Below are 16276 nucleotides of genomic sequence, written 5' to 3'. Positions count from 1 at the left end.
CCTGTCTGGCGAAGGTGCGCGGTACTGGACGAACGGCGAATTTCACCCTGATGAAAAAAATCCTGACAGCAGGCAAATTGCTGGCCCCCAGAGACCTTTCGCCCCGGCAAAATCGCCTTTTTTTCAAAAGGTTAGGTTGGCTATATGCGGACGATTGTCATCACCGTTGCGATGCTTTCCCTGGCTTTGATCGCTTCGGGAGTGCAGGCAAAAGAGTTAAGCAAGGGCCATCGCTTTGCCTGCGCCTGGGGCTCGGACATTGCTGCCGGTGCGCAGCAATCCAAGCTGTCCGGAGTCTCGCTGTATGGCGCGCGCAAGCAATTGCAGGTTCGCCGGTTCCAGCAACCCTGGATGCGTATGACCGCGATGGGAATTACCGAGCAGACCTATAACAGCAGTTCGAAACTCAAACCGGCAGCGGTCAAGCAGACCTATTACGAACAGTGCGTACGCCACGAGTTGGCACGGCGATAAGCCAAGAAGCCCAACCTGACTGGTTGGGCTTTTTTGTGTTTTTTGAACGGTGGCGAAATATTCAGTCGACGATCACGCGTTCGTTGTCGTCGTCACTCAAACATATGGTCAACTGCTGGCCGTCTTTGGTGAACGCACAATGCGGCAGTGACATCTGCCTGGCGACATAAATGGGCACGCCAATAAATACTGTCGATATGAGAATCGCCGTGGCTGATCTGCCGATCATTGCCCAAAGTGTAGGCGCGCCTTTGTTTTGCTTGTTAAGCCTGGAACGCAAAAACAGGCCGAGCCCGAATAACACCGCACCGATCAGCATCGCACTGCCGATCTCGTGAGGGCTGATGCTGTAGATGCGCTGTTCCGCGTCGTCGGGATAGTTGATTTGCCACCAGACGCCGATGGCCAACGGCATAAGGCCGGCGAGTATGCAGGCATGAATCGCGCCTGGTATGCGCACCAGCATGGCCAATAACAAAGCTACAGTGGCGGCGACCCAGCCACTGGCGAACAGCTGGCCGCCCATTCCCCCCATGAAGGTACCACCGACGTCGATTGGGGTGAGGAGATTCCAGTCATAGAAAGCGATGTGCAGCAGCAGTGAGAGAACAGCAAGCCAGCAAATCGGGTAGTAAATCCATTGGGCATTGGGGCGGGTTAACACACTCAGTCCTTTTTGTGGTGTCGCAAGGGGCGCCAGTATGCCAGTGCGCTGATCAAGAGTCGCGCGAGCCTTTGGCCACCGTCGGCCCGGCAACCCTCGGCAACGGTCTGGTCTGCATCAGCGCATCCAGGGCCTTGCGATAACCCTGACCGCCCAGCGCCATGCTGTTGTTGTGCGTTGCTCCGGGCACCAGCAGCAGACGCTTGGGCTGCTCAGCGGCATTGAATAGCTGCTCGCTGAAGCGCGGCGGCACGAAGGCATCAGCCAGGCCATGCACCACCAAAAGCGGCATATGAATATCGGCGATCTTGTCGATGGAATCGAATTTCTGCGACAGCAACCAGCGCACCGGGAGCGAGGTGTTCGCCACGGCGGCGGCGACATCGGCCAAGGAAGTGAAGGTTGATTCAATGACCAGACCGCGTACCGGCAGCGGTGTGTGGTTGCGCGCCGCGTTCTGTCCCAGTTCGGCCGCCAGATCAATCGCCACCGCGCCACCGAGAGAGTGGCCGTAGATCAGGCGCTTGTTCGGGTCCGGTTGCAGCAACTGGAAGCGTTCCCACGCGACGCGGGCATCTTCATAAACGCTGCTCTCCGACGGCAGATCGCCCTTGCTCTGGCCAAACCCGCGATAATCGATAGCCAGCACCGAATAACCCGCCGCGCGTAGCTGCTCTATGCGAAACAACTGTCCGGTGAGGTTCCAGCGCACGCCATGCAAGTAAAGGATTGCCGGGGCATTGGCACGTTCCGCCGGCCACCACCAGGCATGGATGTTCTGCCCGGCCTTGAAACTCTTCGGTTGCAGATCGAGTTCCTGAACGCTGCCGGGCAGACCGCGATACCAGCCGGCGGTGCCCGTCTCGATACGAAACAGCAGTTTGCGCTCGGTGTGTTCCAGTACCGCACAACTCGTCGGCACGCCAATGATCAGCGCGGCCATCATGGCGAACGCCAGGCGGCGGCGTCGCAGGCGAGTCAGCAAGGACAGGAACATTAATCGTTTCACCACGGCGCAGACAAAGAACGCTTTTTACCAGATGCCTTGGTCTGCGCGTGATTATTTTCGACCACCGTGCATGTGCAACGATTACAGGATGCTGCAATCGCTCACGCGACTTGCAGGACGATCTTGCCGATATGATCGCCGCCCTCCATGCGGGCGTGGGCCTGAGCCGCGTCAGCCATCGGGTAAACCTTGTCGATGATCGGTAGGCAGCGCCCGGCGCTGAGGGCAGGCCAAACGTGTTCTTGCAGTTGATCGGCGATGGCGGCTTTCTCCGCAGCGGTGCGCGCGCGTAGCAGCGAACCGGTGACCACCGCGCGTTTGCCGAGGATCGCCAACAAATCCACATCGTTAGCGCGGGCGCCGCCGAGGAAGCCGAGCATCACCAGTCGCCCATCCATTGCCAGTGCGCTGATATTTCCGTTGAGGTACGAGCTGCCCATGATGTCGAGAATCACGTTCACGCCTTGATTTGCGGTCTTCTCGGCAATGACCTTGGCAAAATCTTCTTCCCGATAGTTGATCGGCTGCCCGCCAAGTTTACTGATTGCGGCGCATTTTTCAGGACTGCCGGCGGTGGCGAACGCTTCGATACCGAATTCACGGCAGAGCATCAGCGCGGTGGTGCCGATACCGCTGGTGCCGCCGTGAATCAGCACGCGCTGGCCGGCCTTGGCACCGCCGAGGCCAAACAGGTTGGCCCAGACGGTGAAAAACGTTTCCGGAATCGCGGCGGCCTGGACCCAATCGACTCCATCCGGCACAGGCAAAGTCTGGCCGGCTGGTACCGCGCAATACTCGGCGTATCCGCCGCCATTGGTCAGTGCGCAAACACGATCGCCCACAGCGAACCGCGTAACTCCGGGACCCAGTGCAACCACTTCGCCAGCCACTTCCAGGCCGGGAATCGGGTCCATCCCGGGTTTCATCGGATATTTGCCGGCGCGCTGCAAGGCATCCGGACGATTGATGCCGGCAGCGTGAACGCGGATAAGCACTTGGCCTTCGGCAACGGTCGGCAGAGGCACGCGCCTGGCTTGCAATACTTCAGGGCCGCCGGGTTCGGTGATTTCAAAACGGGTCATTTCGTTGGGCAGTGACATTGTCGATTCCTGTGAAAAAGGTCGTGTAGATGGGAACGCTGGCAGCGCGCAATGATTCCCTTCAGTTCGCCGCGCAACGTGGTTCAGTTGTAGAGGGCAGCCAGCGCATGGCTTGCTCCAGCAGCAGGGCAACGACGATCGCGCCAGCGGCGATCACAAACAGCAGCGTGTGCTGGCCGCCCGAGGCATTGAACAATGCCGAATAGGCAAACCCGGCCAGCGCCTGAAAGGTTGCGAATGACACAGTGGCACGGCTCCAGGCGATCTGTTGGCGGTGATGCGACGGCACCAGTTCATGCACGCGGGCCAGGGCCAGCGGCACGATACCCGGCGGGAACGAGCCGAAAATCACCGCCAGTAACGCCAGCGCCAGAAACGAATGGAGCATGGCCAGCAAACCGAGGGCGACGGCTTGCACTACCAACACCAGTCGAATACCGGTGCGGGCGCCAAGCCGGTCGGCCAGGAAGCCGTAAGTCACCGGCCCGACAATCGCCCCCAGGCCATACATGACCCAGACCATTGCGCCGATATGCGCGCCGGCCCCCAAGCCGCGAGCCACATAATCCACCAGAAACACCATGGCAGGTACCAGCCCGGCAGCCATGAACGCGTATTGAGCGAACAACAGGTAAACGCCCGACGGTGTTGGCTCATCAGCCGACGTTGCGTGCGCAGCCACGGCATGCGTGGTATCCGCAGGCCAGCCGAACCAGCTCACCGCGGTCAGCAGCAACGCCAGCGCGCCCAGTCCCAGCCACGTTGCCTGCAAGCCGAGGCTCAGCAGCGGCGGCACGATGGTGCCGGAGCCGGCGATTCCGAGGCCGATGCCAAGGAAGATTGCGCCACTGGCCAAGCCTCTTCGTGACGCAGGAACGTGAGGCAGCACGGTTGCCGCGACCAGCACCATGATCGCGCCGCCAGCAACACCTGACAGCAAACGCCAGCCGAAAAACCAGCTCACCGACAGCGGATAAGCACAGGCAAAAAATGCCGCCGTGACCGCCAGCATCATCAGGCGCAAGGCGTTGCGGTTGCCTGTTTGGTGAGCCATGGGCCGACCGAGCAGGGCGCCGATCAAATAGCCGACCAGATTGGCCGCGCCGAGATAGACGACATCATTGGCCGAAAACCAGTGCGCCTGAATCAGCGAAGGGATCAATGGCGTGTAAGCGAAACGCGCCAGACCAATGCTGACCAGACTGGCGCAAAGTCCGGCGAAGATCGGCAGCCAGATGCCGGTAGAGTTTGCAGTACGCATGATCGCGATCTCACAAGAGGTGTATGGCGCTCAGCTTATCGGCTATCGTATGCTGCGCATACGCAGCGATTAAGCGGCACACTGATGCAAAAATGCTTCGAAGAGGATCAGCATGAATTGGGATGATGCCCGAGTGTTTCTGGCGGTCTGTCGCGAGTCGACATTGCGTGGGGCTGCGCGGGTTCTGGGCGTGGACCAGGCCACGGTCGGACGGCGTGTCGCCGCGCTGGAGAAGTCTTTGAGCGCGACGCTGTTCCTGCGCACCTCTGATGGCTACGCGCTGACTGCAGTCGGTGAAGCGGCGCTCAGAAGCGTGGAAAAAATGGAGCATTCGGCGCTGGAACTGGAGCGGCACATCCATGGGCTGGATGATCGTCTGACCGGTAACGTACGCGTCAGCACCACCGACTCGCTGGCCATCGACTTCATCATCCCGGCGATGGCACGCCTGCATGATCAGCATCCGGATGTGCAGATCCAGCTGGATGCGTCGACGCAAATCCTCAGTCTGGCCAAGCGCGAAGCCGATATCGCGGTGCGCAATACTCGGCCGGATAACCCGGATCTCATCGCCCGGCGAATCGCCCGCTGGCCTGTAGGACTTTTCGCAGCGCAGGCCTATGTTGACCGCAACGGCGAACCGCAGCCCGGCAGTGCATTCGAGGGCCATGATCTGGTGGTCTATCAGCCGTATTTGCAGAGCAAAAAGGATTTGACCCTGGTCTCCGAACCGTTGAACAGAGGGCGCATCGTGGCGACGCTCAGTTCAAGCCTGTTGGTGCGTCGCTCACTTGCCGCCGGCCTGGGTGTAGGGGAAATTCCGGTGTACATGGGCGAACGCGACGGCCTGGTCAGGCTCTGGCCGGAGCGCGCCCGGCCGCTGCCGTATGAAGTCTGGCTGGTCACCCACGCCGACCTGCGTCACACCGCGCGGGTACGGGCGGTCATCGAGCAGATCGTTGAGGCTTTTGCGCTGGAAAACCAATAATGGGTGCAGGGTTTTGCAGAGGCTACAAGGTCTGACGAAACAGCCTACGTCCGAGGCAGAATGGGCCGGCTTGTCGTAAGCAATGATGAGTTCTATTGTCACTGCAGCTCGATGCGAACCTCAGTTACGCATCGAAAGGAAGAGCCAGGGAAGGCCGCGTAGCCATGGAAAGGTGCCGAATTGAAAATCAGGGAAGTGAATCAATATGCGGTCACGGACAGATCGAATGCAGGGCGGGACAGGCAAACCATGAGCAGCATAAGTCGCGAAGAATTCGATGCCAGGATAGAGACCATCGAGACGAGGATGGACGGCCGCGTGGCAGAAATGCGCGCCGACATTCGCGGGTTCCTGGCTGCTCAGGCAGAGCGGGACAAGGTCTATCTTGAACGGGACAAGGCACTACAGGAACGGGACAAGCGTTATGACGTGATGTGGATGGGCGTGCAGAAAATTGCCGACGAATCGCGGGAAGCGATCAGGCAGGCATCGACGGTAAAGGCCAATTACTGGGCGGCCACCACTGTGCATTTTCTCGGCGTGGCTTCCTTGCTGGTTGGCGCACATTTCGCCAATCAGGCGGCGGTGTTGACCACCATACAAACCACGCTGGCAGCGATTCAGATTGGCAAAGAGGTATCGTCACCCAAACCGGTCGTACAACCCTCAACAGTGCCGCCGCAATAAAAAACGGCCTTCATCGGAAGGCCGTTCTGCATCGCGCCAGATCATGGCATTTCCGGCAACTCCTGAGGGCGCAAATCGAACACCAGCACTTCGGCATCGATACCGTTGCTCAAAGTGAGCAGCTGTTCTTCACGAACCCGCACGCCGTCGCCTTCCTGCAAGGCTTGGCCATTGAGTTCGACACTGCCACGCGCGACGTGCACGTAGGCGTAACGATTGGCCGGCAATTGCAGCGTGGCACTTTCCTTGCCGTCGAATAATCCTGCATAGACCCGCGCGTCCTGGCGGACTTTCAGAGAACCTTTACTGCCATCCGGCGAGATGATCAGTTGCAGGCGACCGCGTTTTTTCTGCGCGCTGAAATGCTCCTGTTGATAGCGCGGTTTGGCGCCGCTGACGTCCGGCACGATCCAGATTTGCAGAAAGTGCACGGGCTTGGTGGCCGAGTGGTTGAACTCACTGTGCGCCACGCCGCTGCCGGCACTCATCAATTGCACGTCGCCGGGACGGATCACCGAGCCAGTGCCGAGGGTGTCCTTGTGTTCCAGCGCGCCTTCGAGCACATAGGAAAAGATCTCCATGTCAAGGTGCGGGTGCTGGCCAAAACCTTTGCCGGCGGCGACCCGGTCATCGTTGATCACCAGCAGGTCGGAGAAACCCTGTTCACGCGGGTTGCGGTAGCTGGCGAAAGAAAAGGTGTGAAACGACTTCAACCAGCCGTGATTGGCGAGGCCGCGATCGGAGGCTTTGCGAAGAGTCAGCATGATGAAATCTCCTGGCTGGACGTGAATTCGTCCGAGTGAGGAGAAGGTTACTGGTTACCCGACAAGCCAATAAGTAGGTGGAAATTGAAAGACTGTCCGGCTCAGGTTGACAGTTTTGCGTTATGGTTCACGCATTCGGTTACGCCCATCACGATTCAGTTGGCCATAATGCCCCGGCTGTAGCGTGCGTATTGATCCTTGAACATGTGTGATGCCTCCCATGAAAACCGTGGCAATGGTGCTGTTCCCTGACTTTCTGATGCTCGACATGGCCGGGCCGCTGGAAGTGTTTTCAGTCGCCAACCGTTATCTGAAACCCGATTTGCACTACCAACTGACGACTCTAGGCACGGAGCGCGGCTTGCTGAGGGCTTCCAATGGTGTACAGGTCCAGGCTGACCTGCACATCGACGAGGCGGCCGAGCGCTATGACCTGTTATTGGTGCCCGGCGGCCCCGGCGCCTATAACCAGAGATTTCCCGAGCTGTTTGGCTGGCTGAAGAAAGCCGTGCCGCGCGCGGAGCGTTACGGTTCGATTTGTACCGGCGCATTCATCCTCGGCCATGCCTGCCTCCTTGATGGTTATCGCGTCACCACGCACTGGAACTACACCGAGCGCCTGATCAAGGCTTTCCCGAAAACCACGGTGACCACCGACCAGATCTACGTTGAGGATCGCAATCTCATCACTTCCGGTGGCGTAACCGCTGGCATCGATCTGGCGCTGGCGGTGGTGGCCAGGGATCACGGCAAGAAAATCGCCCAGGACGTCGCCAAGGTGTTGTTGGTGGTCATGAAGCGTCAGGGTGGGCAAGCGCAGTTCAGCCCGTTGATGGCGGCCGTCTCACCGCAAGAAACGCCTGTCACCCGCGCACAGAATTACGTGCTTGAACACTTGGACGAAGCCTTTACCGTCGAGCGCATGGCCGGACTGGCGAATATGAGCGCACGGCACTTTGCTCGGCTGTTCGCCCGTGACGTCAACATGACTCCAATGGAGTTTCTGCAGAACGCCCGTATCGACTGCGCACGAAACCTCCTGGAAACCAGCGATCTGCCGCTGAAGACCATCGCTTATAAAAGTGGCTTTGGCAGTGTTCGGCGCATGCGCTCGTTGTTCGCCGAAAAGCTCGGTCTCACGCCTTTGCAATACCGCGAACAGTTCAGCTAGAGCGGTTCTGTCCGTCTGCCGCAGCCGGATGTCCGTATTGCGTCGGTTGTGGCGGTTGTATCGTCACGCAACAGTGCCAAGATGTTTGGCATGAATAATCACAACGACACAAGCCAAGGTTCGGTGCTGCGTTTTGGCCCGTACGCTTTCCATGTGCGCCAACGCTTGGTTCTCGAAGGAGAACAGCCGCTGCGCATGGGCGGGCGCGCCATGGACATTCTGCAGGTGCTGCTCGAACACGCGGGCGAGGTGGTCAGCAAAGAGCAGTTGATTGCTCAAGTGTGGCCGACGTCGATCGTCGAGGAAATCAACCTGCGGGTGCACATCGCAGCGTTGCGCCGCGCACTGGGCGATGGCAGCAACGGGCAGCGTTACATCATTCACGTGGCGCACTGTGGCTACAGTTTTGTCGCCCCGGTAGAGCAGAGTCCAAATGACGCGCTGCCCATGCCCGCCGCCGCGCTCACGCCCCTGCACAATCTTCCGGCACGATTGACGCCAGTCAGTGGGCGCGACGCCTTGATCGGTGGTCTGGTTCGACAAATGCCGGTATGCCGCTTGATGACGATTACCGGTGCCCCGGGCGTTGGCAAAACCACTGTGGCACTGCGCGTGGCGGAATTGCTGCTGCAATACTTTCGTGATGGCGCCTGGTGGGTCGACCTTGCCAGCCTCGAAGATGACATTCCATTGATCGAGCGCCTGTTGCACACCCTGAACACAGACTTTTTCACACTGACCGGCCGGCACGCCCTGTTGATCCTGGATAACTGCGATCACCAGCGCGACAGTTGCGCGGTTCTGGTAGAGACCCTGTTGCATGCCGCGCCTCGCCTGTCGATTCTGGTCACCGGCCGTGAAGCCTTAAACATCGCGCACGAGACCGTCCATTACGTGCCGCTGTTGGCGATTCCCAAGCGCTCGGCATTGAACTCCGTCGAGGAAGCCATGGGCTATCCGGCGGTGCAGTTGTTCGTCAATCGCGCGCGAGCGCGGCAACAGGGCTTCAGTTTGCGTCAACAGGATTTGCCAGGTGTGCGCGAAATCTGCCGCCAACTGGACGGTTTGCCGCTGGCGATCGAGCTCGCCGCTGCGCAGATCGACGCGCTGGGCTTGATCGGCTTACAGGCCCAGGTTGAAAACGGTCTGCAGTTGCTTGGCCAAGGACGGCGCACCGCGGAGCCGCGCCATCAGTCGATGGCCGCTGCGATCGATTGGAGCTTCCAGTACCTGACGGAAATGGAACAGCGTGTTCTGCTGCGTCTGTCGGTGTTCAGCACGGGCTTTACTCTGGAGGCTGCACTTAGCGTGATCAGCAGCGTGGATCTGGCGGGATCCAGGTTGAGCGCAATTATCGAAGGGTTGGCGCGCAAGTCGTTGCTCATTCAAGAACCCAACCGGGCAACGGCGCGCTATTGGATGCTCAACACCGTGCGCCGCTATGCTCGTGATCGCTTTGAGCGCAGCGACGACAGGCTCGAACTGCAACAGCGTCATGCGCGCTATCTCAGCCGCACGCGCAATGCGTCAGGCCAGGCACTGCTCGCGCAGGCTGTCGAGTAGCAGGCGGACCTTGCGCAAGTCCGGTGTGGCGTAGCCTTCGGTGAAGCGCTGGTAGAGGGGGCTGAGCAAATCCCATGCTTCGCGATGGCGGGACTGGCGCTGCCATAACTGCGCAAGGTCCGTGGCGCTGCGCAGCTCCCAGGCCAACGCGCCTTGGCTTCTGGCGATGGTCAGCGCTTGTTGCAGGATTTGTTCGGCTTCTCGGGTTTCAGCGGTGTCTGAGCAGGCCGATTCGCGAGCAGGCTCGCTCCCACAGGAAACAGCGCACAACTCGGAATTTGCGCCCGACACCGACCCCTTGTGGGAGCGAGCCTGCTCGCGAAGGGGCCACTCTGAACCCTTCACTAATGCCGCCGCCCGCGCCCGCAGTATTTCCGCTGCACTCCAACCCGCGTCCCCATTGCGCGCGCGCTCCACCAGTGCCTCATCGACAAAGCGCTCATCCAGCGTAACCATCACTTCCCTGATCAAACCGCTGCTCTGCGTCGATACCGGCGCGGCATTATCCGGATCGATCACTTGGGCATACTGCCGCCCCCAATTATTGAACAGCAGCACCAAATGCTTCTGCGACTGCTCCAGCAACAATTGCAGGAGCGCGCGGGCGTTGGCGGCGTCACCGTTGTAATGAGCGATCAGACAACTGGCCAGCGCCAGGGTGTAGCAGATCGATGTGCCGTGATTGATCTGCACGGCGATGTCCAGCGCCTGCCGTGCCGCGCGCCAGGCTTGCTCGGGCAGACCCTGCAGCCACAGCACTCGGGCCAACACCGTCAGCGAGGCGACACTCTGGTCGTATTGCACGCCGAAACCATGGGTGAAGCGATTGAGATGGCCGCTGTGAGCCATGCGTTGCAGCACCTGCTCGGCATGTACGCGGGCCTGCGGTTGGTCGCCGGCATAATGCAACGCCAGCACGCGCAAGCGATGCGTGCTCAGCGACAGCAATGGCTCGTCGTGCACGCCGATGCGATCAAATTGCTCACTCTGCGCCAGCGCCATGCGGTAATGCCCGCAACTCAGATTGACCGCCATATGCCCCGATATTGCACGCAGTTGCCCGGCCAGATCGCCGTGTTCTTCGGCTAAGCGGCAGGCGTCGACGAAGGCCTGGATGGTTTGTGGCGTGCCGCCCCAGGTGTGATAGCTGGCGCTGCCGAGCGCCAGTTTCAAGGCGATTTGCAGGCTAGGGCAGGGCGGCGGGAGCGAGCCTGCTGGCGAAGCCTCCAGCAGACTCAGTGCCCGGCGCACATAGCGGCTGTAATCGCGCAGCAACGACAGCTCCTGCCACAACGGTGCCGACGCGGCTGCCAGTTGCACGCCCAGCTCATCCGGTCCCGGGCCGTCGAGGCTCCAGTCCAGCGCCGCGCGCAAATCCTCCAGCCCCCTGGCATAGCGCTCCATCCACAATACAGTCGGAGTATTGTCCCAATCCGCCTGCGCCTGCTGCATCAGTGTCAGGCAGCGCTCGGCGTGGCGTTGGCGGGTTGCGCTGAGCTCGTTGGCCTGTTCGAGTTTTTCCAGTGCGTAGTGGCGCGTGGTGTCGAGCAACCGGTAGAAAACATCTTCGTCACCCACTTCGACGCTCAGCAGGGATTTGGCCACCAGTTGCGTGACAGCGGTGAACACCGCGCCGGGGTCGATCTGTTGGCCGATGACCACCGCTGCCGCCGAGGCGAGGGTGAAGCTGCCGCGGAAAATTCCCAGTCGCCGCAGACAGGTTTGCTCGCAGGCGTTGAGCAGGTTGAAGCTCCAGTCCATCGTTGCGCGCAGGGTCAGGTGGCGCTCGGCGCTGCTGTGGTGTCCGGCCGACAATGGCGGCAAACCCTCGCGCAATTGCTTGAGCAATCCGTCCATGCCCAATTCGCTGACCTGAGCGGCGGCAAGTTCCAGTGCCAGCGGGATGCCGTCCAGACGCTGGCAGATTTCGATCGCCTGCGGTAGCTCGGCGCGACTCAGTTGAAAGCTTTCCCGCGCCGCGGTCGCGCGCTCGACAAACAGTTGCAGCGCAGCAAAGCCCAGCGCCTGGGCCGGATCCATCGGGGTCAACAAGGACGGGCATTCGAGCGATTCCAGACGCTGCACGAATTCGCCCTCAGCGCGTAGGCTCTCGCGGCTGGTCGCGAGGATATGCACCTTTGGCGCCCCCCGCAGAATCTGCTCGCTGAGCGCGGCGACCGCATCGATCAGGTGCTCGCAGTTGTCGATTACCAGCAGCATTTGCCGATCACGCAGGCCATCGACAAGACACGCTTGCGCATCACCTTCCGGCGCGGACAGATCAAGCAGTGTCGCCAGGTGCGAGCCGATCAGCGCGGGATCGGCGATGGGTGCCAAGTCCACCAGGCGTATGCCGTCGCGATACTGGCCGATCAATTGTTCGGCGACGCGCAGGGCGACGGTGGTCTTGCCAATGCCGCCGGGGCCGACCAGAGTGATGCAGCGTCGGCGCGGCAGTTGCGCAATCAAGTGATCGACCACCGGCTGGCGGCCGATCATTCGTGTGCGGCGCAGCGGCAGGTTGTGTCTGGCGACGGGCATCGCCGGTTTTTGTTCGATGCTGTCGATGAGGATGGGGGCGACAAAACTGTAGCCGCGCTGCGCCACGGTGACGATGTAGCGCTGACCGTTCTGTCCGTCGCCCAGCGCCTTGCGCAGGGCCGCCATGTGCACGCGCAGGTTGATGTCTTCGACAACGCTGTCTGGCCAGACCCCGGCCATCAATTGCTGCTTGCTCACCACCTCGCCGGCGTGGGCCAGCAAAATCAGGAGGATATCCATCGCCCGCCGTCCCAGGCGCAAAGGCTGTTGGCCTTCAAGTAGCAGTCGTTGCCCGGGATGAATCCGATAGGGGCCAAACGCAATGGCCTGATTCGGGGAGAAACTCAACAGCGCGCTCCTGCGGTGATGCGGCGGACAGGGCGAATCAGTCCCTGGCGCAAGCGCAGGCCTTCTGATCCGGGGTGTCCGGGCATAATCCTCAGGTTTGAGCATCAGTGCAACGGGTGGCGTAACGGCAGCAGTCAAAACACCGCAGGCTGCGCTGCGTTGTTTTTCGGCTTGCCCATGACTCGACAGCGCCAGGCGAAGGGATTGATGCCCTCGCTGCGGGTGAACATGTGGCAGAAGTGCGCCTGATCGCAGAAGCCGCATTCCAGGCTGATCTGCGTCAGGCTGAGGTCGGTGTGCTGGATCAGCAACTTGGCCCGGGCCAGGCGCTGGGCGCGGATCCAGTCCTGTGGCGACAGGCCGGTGCTGCACTTGAATGCACGGGAGAAATGACTGCGCGACAATGAGCAGGCACGGGCCAGCTCAGCCACTTCGAGGCTTTCGCCCAGGCGCTCGAGGATCAACTGTTTGATCTGGCGTTCGCGCTGCGGACTGAGTCCGCCAGTCGCGTTTTTCCCCGGTTCGCAAGCAGGGGCGAGGGCGACGGTTTGCTGTAGATAAGCCATGGCCAAGGTCCGTGTCGGTGGGGAATACACGGTCGGCGCATTCCCTCAGGTCAAAAAGCAACGCTGCGCAGAGGGCTTCATTGTTGGGTGAGGGCGTGAGGCTGACGAGTTAATCGTTGTTAATTTCATCGCAAAGGCTGGAACTCAGCACATCCTTGCAAGTCAGCGCCCGGCGCTTTGCGCGACGATGTCGACAAAGCGCGGCCGCCGTTGGCCAGGTTCAGGGGGAATGCAATGAAAGGCATGATGAAAGCAGCAACGACTCTGGCGGTCATGCTGGCAATGTCCGGCGCGATGGCGCAGGCACCGCAGGTGGGCACTCAGGCGCCGGGTTATTTCCGCTTGGCGGTGGGCGATTACGAAGTCACCGCGTTGTTCGACGGTTACAACGATTTGTCGCCGAAGTTGTTGCAGGGCATGAGCCAGAGTCAGATTCGCGCGCTGCTCGCACGGCGTTCGATTGAAACCCCGGGCGTGCAGACGGCGTTCAATGCCTTTCTGGTCAACACCGGCACACAATTGATTCTGGTCGACACCGGCGCAGGGCAGTGCATCGGCGCCACCGCAGGCCAACTCTCGGCCAACATGCAGGCCGCCGGTTACAAGCCTGAGCAGGTCGACACAATTTTGCTGACCCACCTGCACCTCGATCACGTCTGCGGTCTGGTCGATGCAGAGAAGAAGCCGCTGTTCGCCAATGCCACCGTCTATGCGGCCAAGGCAGAGGCCGATTACTGGCTTGATCCGGCAGCACTGGTCAAGGCTCCGGCCGGCGCCAAAGAGTTTTTCAAAATTGCCCAGGATTCGACGGCGCCCTACGTTGCCGCTGGCCGCTTCAAGACGTTTGCCGCCGGGCAGTCGCCATTGCCGGGACTGGTCGAAGCAACCCTCGAAGCCGGGCACACCCCGGGCAGCACCACGTACCGCTTCACCTCGCAGCAGCAGAGCATCGTGTTCATGGGCGATCTGGTGCACAACCTCGCGGTGCAGTTCTTGCACCCGGAAGTCTCGATCGGTTTCGACGTCAACAGTCAGCAAGCGATCGCCAGTCGGCAGGCAGTGTTCAGTGCTGCGGCAGCGAGCAAGACCTGGGTGACGGCAGCGCATCTGCCGTTCCCGGGCATCGGCCACATCGCCGCCGAGGGCAAGCATTTCCAGTGGGTGCCGGTGGAGTACGGCCCTTACAAACGCGCGGCGAAAGTGCCGTTGATCGAGTAAAGTGCCCAGCGCCATTGGCATAAAGCGTCTGACACCGATAAGGAAACCACGCCCATGAACCGTAACGATCTGCGCCGCGTCGACATGAACCTGCTGGTGATTTTCGAAGCGTTGATGTTCGAAAAGAACCTGACCCGCGTTGCCGAAAAACTGTTCATGGGCCAGCCAGCGGTCAGTGCTGCGCTGGGGCGCTTGCGTGATCTGTTCGACGATCCGTTGCTGCTGCGCAACGGTCGCGGTATGGAACCGACGGCGCGGGCGCTGGCGATCCTCAAGGAATTGCAACCGGCAATGGACGTGATTTCCGGCGCAGTCAGCCGCGCCAAGGAATTCGAACCGGCGAGCAGTTGCGATGTGTTTCGCATCGGACTGTCGGACGACGCCGAGTTCGGTCTGTTTCCGCCGCTGTTGCGCCAGCTTCAGCAGGAGGCACCGGCGATCATCGTAGTGGTGCGCCGGGCCAATTATCTGTTGATGCCAGCGCTGTTGGCCTCTGGAGAGATCTCCGTGGGCGTCAGCTACACCACGGATCTGCCGGCCAATGCCAAGCGCAAAAAACTACGTGATATTCCCTGCAAAGTGCTGCGCGGCGACGATCGTCCGGGGCCGCTGACGCTGGACGAATATTGCGCGCGTCCGCATGCGATGGTGTCGTTCTCCGGTGACCTGAGCGGCAATATCGATCTGGATCTGGCCAAGATCGGTCGCTGCCGCCGAGTCGTCCTCGGTGTGCCGCAGTTCAGCGGCTTGCGCGCCTTGCTCGCCGGTACCGAGATGATCGCCACGGTGCCGGATTACGCCGCCTGTGCCTTGGTCGAAGGCTGCGCCCTGCGTGCCGAAGACCCGCCATTCCCGATCGATGCGGCGCAATTGTCGATGGCGTGGAGCGGGGTGCACGACAACGACCCGGCAGAGAAATGGCTGCGCTCGCGGATCAGTCAGTTCATGGCGGCGCCGCTGGATATTCCAGCGCTTTAACCGCCCTCGATTACGCAAGCAGTTTTCGTGTGGGAGCGAGCCTGCTCGCGAATGCGGTGTGTCAGTGAGTGTGGATGTGACTGACCCGACGCCATCGCGAGCAGGCTCGCTCCCACATTGTGTTTGTGGCGGTCTGCATATTGAGCGCACGCCGCCAATCCCTGTGGGAGTGAGCCTGCTCGCGAATGCGGTGTGTCAGTGAGCGTGGATCTGACTGACCCGACGCCTTCGCGAGCAAGCTCGCTTCCACACTGTTTTTGTGGCGGTCTGCATATTGAGCGCACGCCGCCAATCCCTGTGGGAGCGAGCTTGCTCGCGAATGCGGTGTGTCAGTTAGTGTGGATGTGACTGACACACCGCTTTCGCGAGCAAGCTCGCTCCCACATTGTTTTTGTGGCGGTCTGCAAATGGAGCGCACGCCGCTAACCCCTGTGGGAGCGAGCTTGCTCGCGAAAGCGGTGTGCCAGTCAACGTGGATGTGACTGAGCTGACGCCTTCGCGAGCAGGCTCGCTCCCACTTTGTTTTTGTGGTGGTCTGCAAATTGAATGCACGCCGCCAAACCCTGTGGGAGCGAGCTTGCTCGCGAATACGGTGTGTCAGTTAGTGTGGATCTGACTGACCCGACGCCTTCGCGAGCAAGCTCGCTCCCACACTGTTTTTGTGGCGGTCTGCATATTGAGCGCACGCCGCCAAACCCTGTGGGAGCGAGCTTGCTCGCGAATGCGGTGTGTCAGTTAGTGTGGATCTGACTGACCCGACGCCTTCGCGAGCAAGCTCGCTCCCACACTGTTTTTGTGGCGGTCTGCATATTGAGCGCACGCCGCCAATCCCTGTGGGAGCGAGCTTGCTCGCGAATACGGTGTGTCAGTTAGTGTGGATCTGACTGACCCGACGCCTTCGCGAGCAAGCTCGCTCCCACACTGTTTTTGTGGCGGTCTGCATA

At 60.6% G+C, this 16276-nt stretch carries 14 protein-coding genes; 7 read left to right on the top strand and 7 right to left on the bottom strand.

The window, feature by feature from the left end:
- Positions 1-144: 144 nt before the first annotated feature.
- Positions 145-474 (top strand): hypothetical protein, encoded by a 330-nt coding sequence (locus PspCFBP13508_RS22535; RefSeq protein WP_137215725.1) that lies wholly within the window; start codon positions 145-147, stop codon positions 472-474.
- A 61-nt stretch (positions 475-535) separates the two neighbouring features.
- On the opposite strand, the gene PspCFBP13508_RS22530 is transcribed toward PspCFBP13508_RS22535, so the two are convergent.
- From PspCFBP13508_RS22530 to PspCFBP13508_RS22515, 4 genes are all read right to left on the bottom strand, one after another.
- Positions 536-1138, bottom strand: coding sequence for a hypothetical protein (locus PspCFBP13508_RS22530; RefSeq protein ID WP_241669541.1), 603 nt, complete (start codon positions 1136-1138; stop codon positions 536-538).
- A 52-nt stretch (positions 1139-1190) separates the two neighbouring features.
- Positions 1191-2135 (bottom strand): alpha/beta hydrolase, encoded by a 945-nt coding sequence (locus tag PspCFBP13508_RS22525; protein WP_137215724.1) that lies wholly within the window; start codon positions 2133-2135, stop codon positions 1191-1193.
- Between the two features lie 113 nt (positions 2136-2248).
- Complete coding sequence (locus tag PspCFBP13508_RS22520; protein WP_137215723.1) at positions 2249-3247, bottom strand: NAD(P)H-quinone oxidoreductase; 999 nt, start codon at positions 3245-3247, stop codon at positions 2249-2251.
- A gap of 61 nt (positions 3248-3308) precedes the next feature.
- Positions 3309-4508, bottom strand: coding sequence for a YbfB/YjiJ family MFS transporter (locus tag PspCFBP13508_RS22515; RefSeq protein ID WP_137215722.1), 1200 nt, complete (start codon positions 4506-4508; stop codon positions 3309-3311).
- A gap of 112 nt (positions 4509-4620) precedes the next feature.
- On the opposite strand from PspCFBP13508_RS22515, the gene PspCFBP13508_RS22510 reads away from it, so the two are divergent.
- Complete coding sequence (locus tag PspCFBP13508_RS22510) at positions 4621-5496, top strand: LysR family transcriptional regulator (RefSeq protein WP_130911104.1); 876 nt, start codon at positions 4621-4623, stop codon at positions 5494-5496.
- Between the two features lie 180 nt (positions 5497-5676).
- Positions 5677-6183 (top strand): hypothetical protein, encoded by a 507-nt coding sequence (locus tag PspCFBP13508_RS22505; RefSeq protein WP_241664185.1) that lies wholly within the window; start codon positions 5677-5679, stop codon positions 6181-6183.
- Between the two features lie 41 nt (positions 6184-6224).
- On the opposite strand, the gene PspCFBP13508_RS22500 is transcribed toward PspCFBP13508_RS22505, so the two are convergent.
- A complete protein-coding gene (locus PspCFBP13508_RS22500) occupies positions 6225-6947 on the bottom strand; it encodes a pirin family protein (RefSeq protein ID WP_137215721.1) in 723 nt (240 codons plus the stop codon).
- Between the two features lie 220 nt (positions 6948-7167).
- Here PspCFBP13508_RS22500 and PspCFBP13508_RS22495 point away from each other — a divergent pair, with 220 nt between their 5' ends.
- Positions 7168-8118: a GlxA family transcriptional regulator gene (locus tag PspCFBP13508_RS22495; protein ID WP_137215839.1), complete on the top strand. Its 951-nt coding sequence runs from the start codon at positions 7168-7170 to the stop codon at positions 8116-8118.
- Positions 8119-8208: 90 nt separating this feature from the next.
- Positions 8209-9681 carry a winged helix-turn-helix domain-containing protein gene (locus PspCFBP13508_RS22490; protein WP_137215720.1) on the top strand — a complete coding sequence of 491 codons (1473 nt, stop codon included), beginning with the start codon at positions 8209-8211 and terminating at the stop codon, positions 9679-9681.
- Here PspCFBP13508_RS22490 and PspCFBP13508_RS22485 read toward each other — a convergent pair.
- Positions 9646-12570, bottom strand: coding sequence for a winged helix-turn-helix domain-containing protein (locus PspCFBP13508_RS22485; RefSeq protein WP_137215719.1), 2925 nt, complete (start codon positions 12568-12570; stop codon positions 9646-9648). The genes PspCFBP13508_RS22490 and PspCFBP13508_RS22485 overlap by 36 nt on opposite strands.
- Before the next feature lie 134 nt (positions 12571-12704).
- Positions 12705-13136: an AraC family transcriptional regulator gene (locus PspCFBP13508_RS22480; protein WP_137215718.1), complete on the bottom strand. Its 432-nt coding sequence runs from the start codon at positions 13134-13136 to the stop codon at positions 12705-12707.
- 243 nt (positions 13137-13379) lie between these two features.
- Between PspCFBP13508_RS22480 and PspCFBP13508_RS22475 the strand changes: the two genes are divergently transcribed.
- Both PspCFBP13508_RS22475 and PspCFBP13508_RS22470 read left to right on the top strand, forming a co-directional pair.
- Complete coding sequence (locus PspCFBP13508_RS22475) at positions 13380-14354, top strand: MBL fold metallo-hydrolase (RefSeq protein WP_241669544.1); 975 nt, start codon at positions 13380-13382, stop codon at positions 14352-14354.
- Positions 14355-14408: 54 nt separating this feature from the next.
- Entirely contained in the window at positions 14409-15332 is a 924-nt protein-coding gene (locus tag PspCFBP13508_RS22470; RefSeq protein WP_137215716.1) for a LysR substrate-binding domain-containing protein, read from the top strand.
- Positions 15333-16276 lie beyond the last annotated feature (944 nt).

Origin of the sequence: Pseudomonas sp. CFBP13508, from assembly GCF_005233515.1 — a bacterium.
Lineage (GTDB): Bacteria > Pseudomonadota > Gammaproteobacteria > Pseudomonadales > Pseudomonadaceae > Aquipseudomonas > Aquipseudomonas mercuritolerans.
Note: the sequence above shows the minus strand (reverse complement) of the source record. Positions and strands in the feature narration are given on the sequence as shown.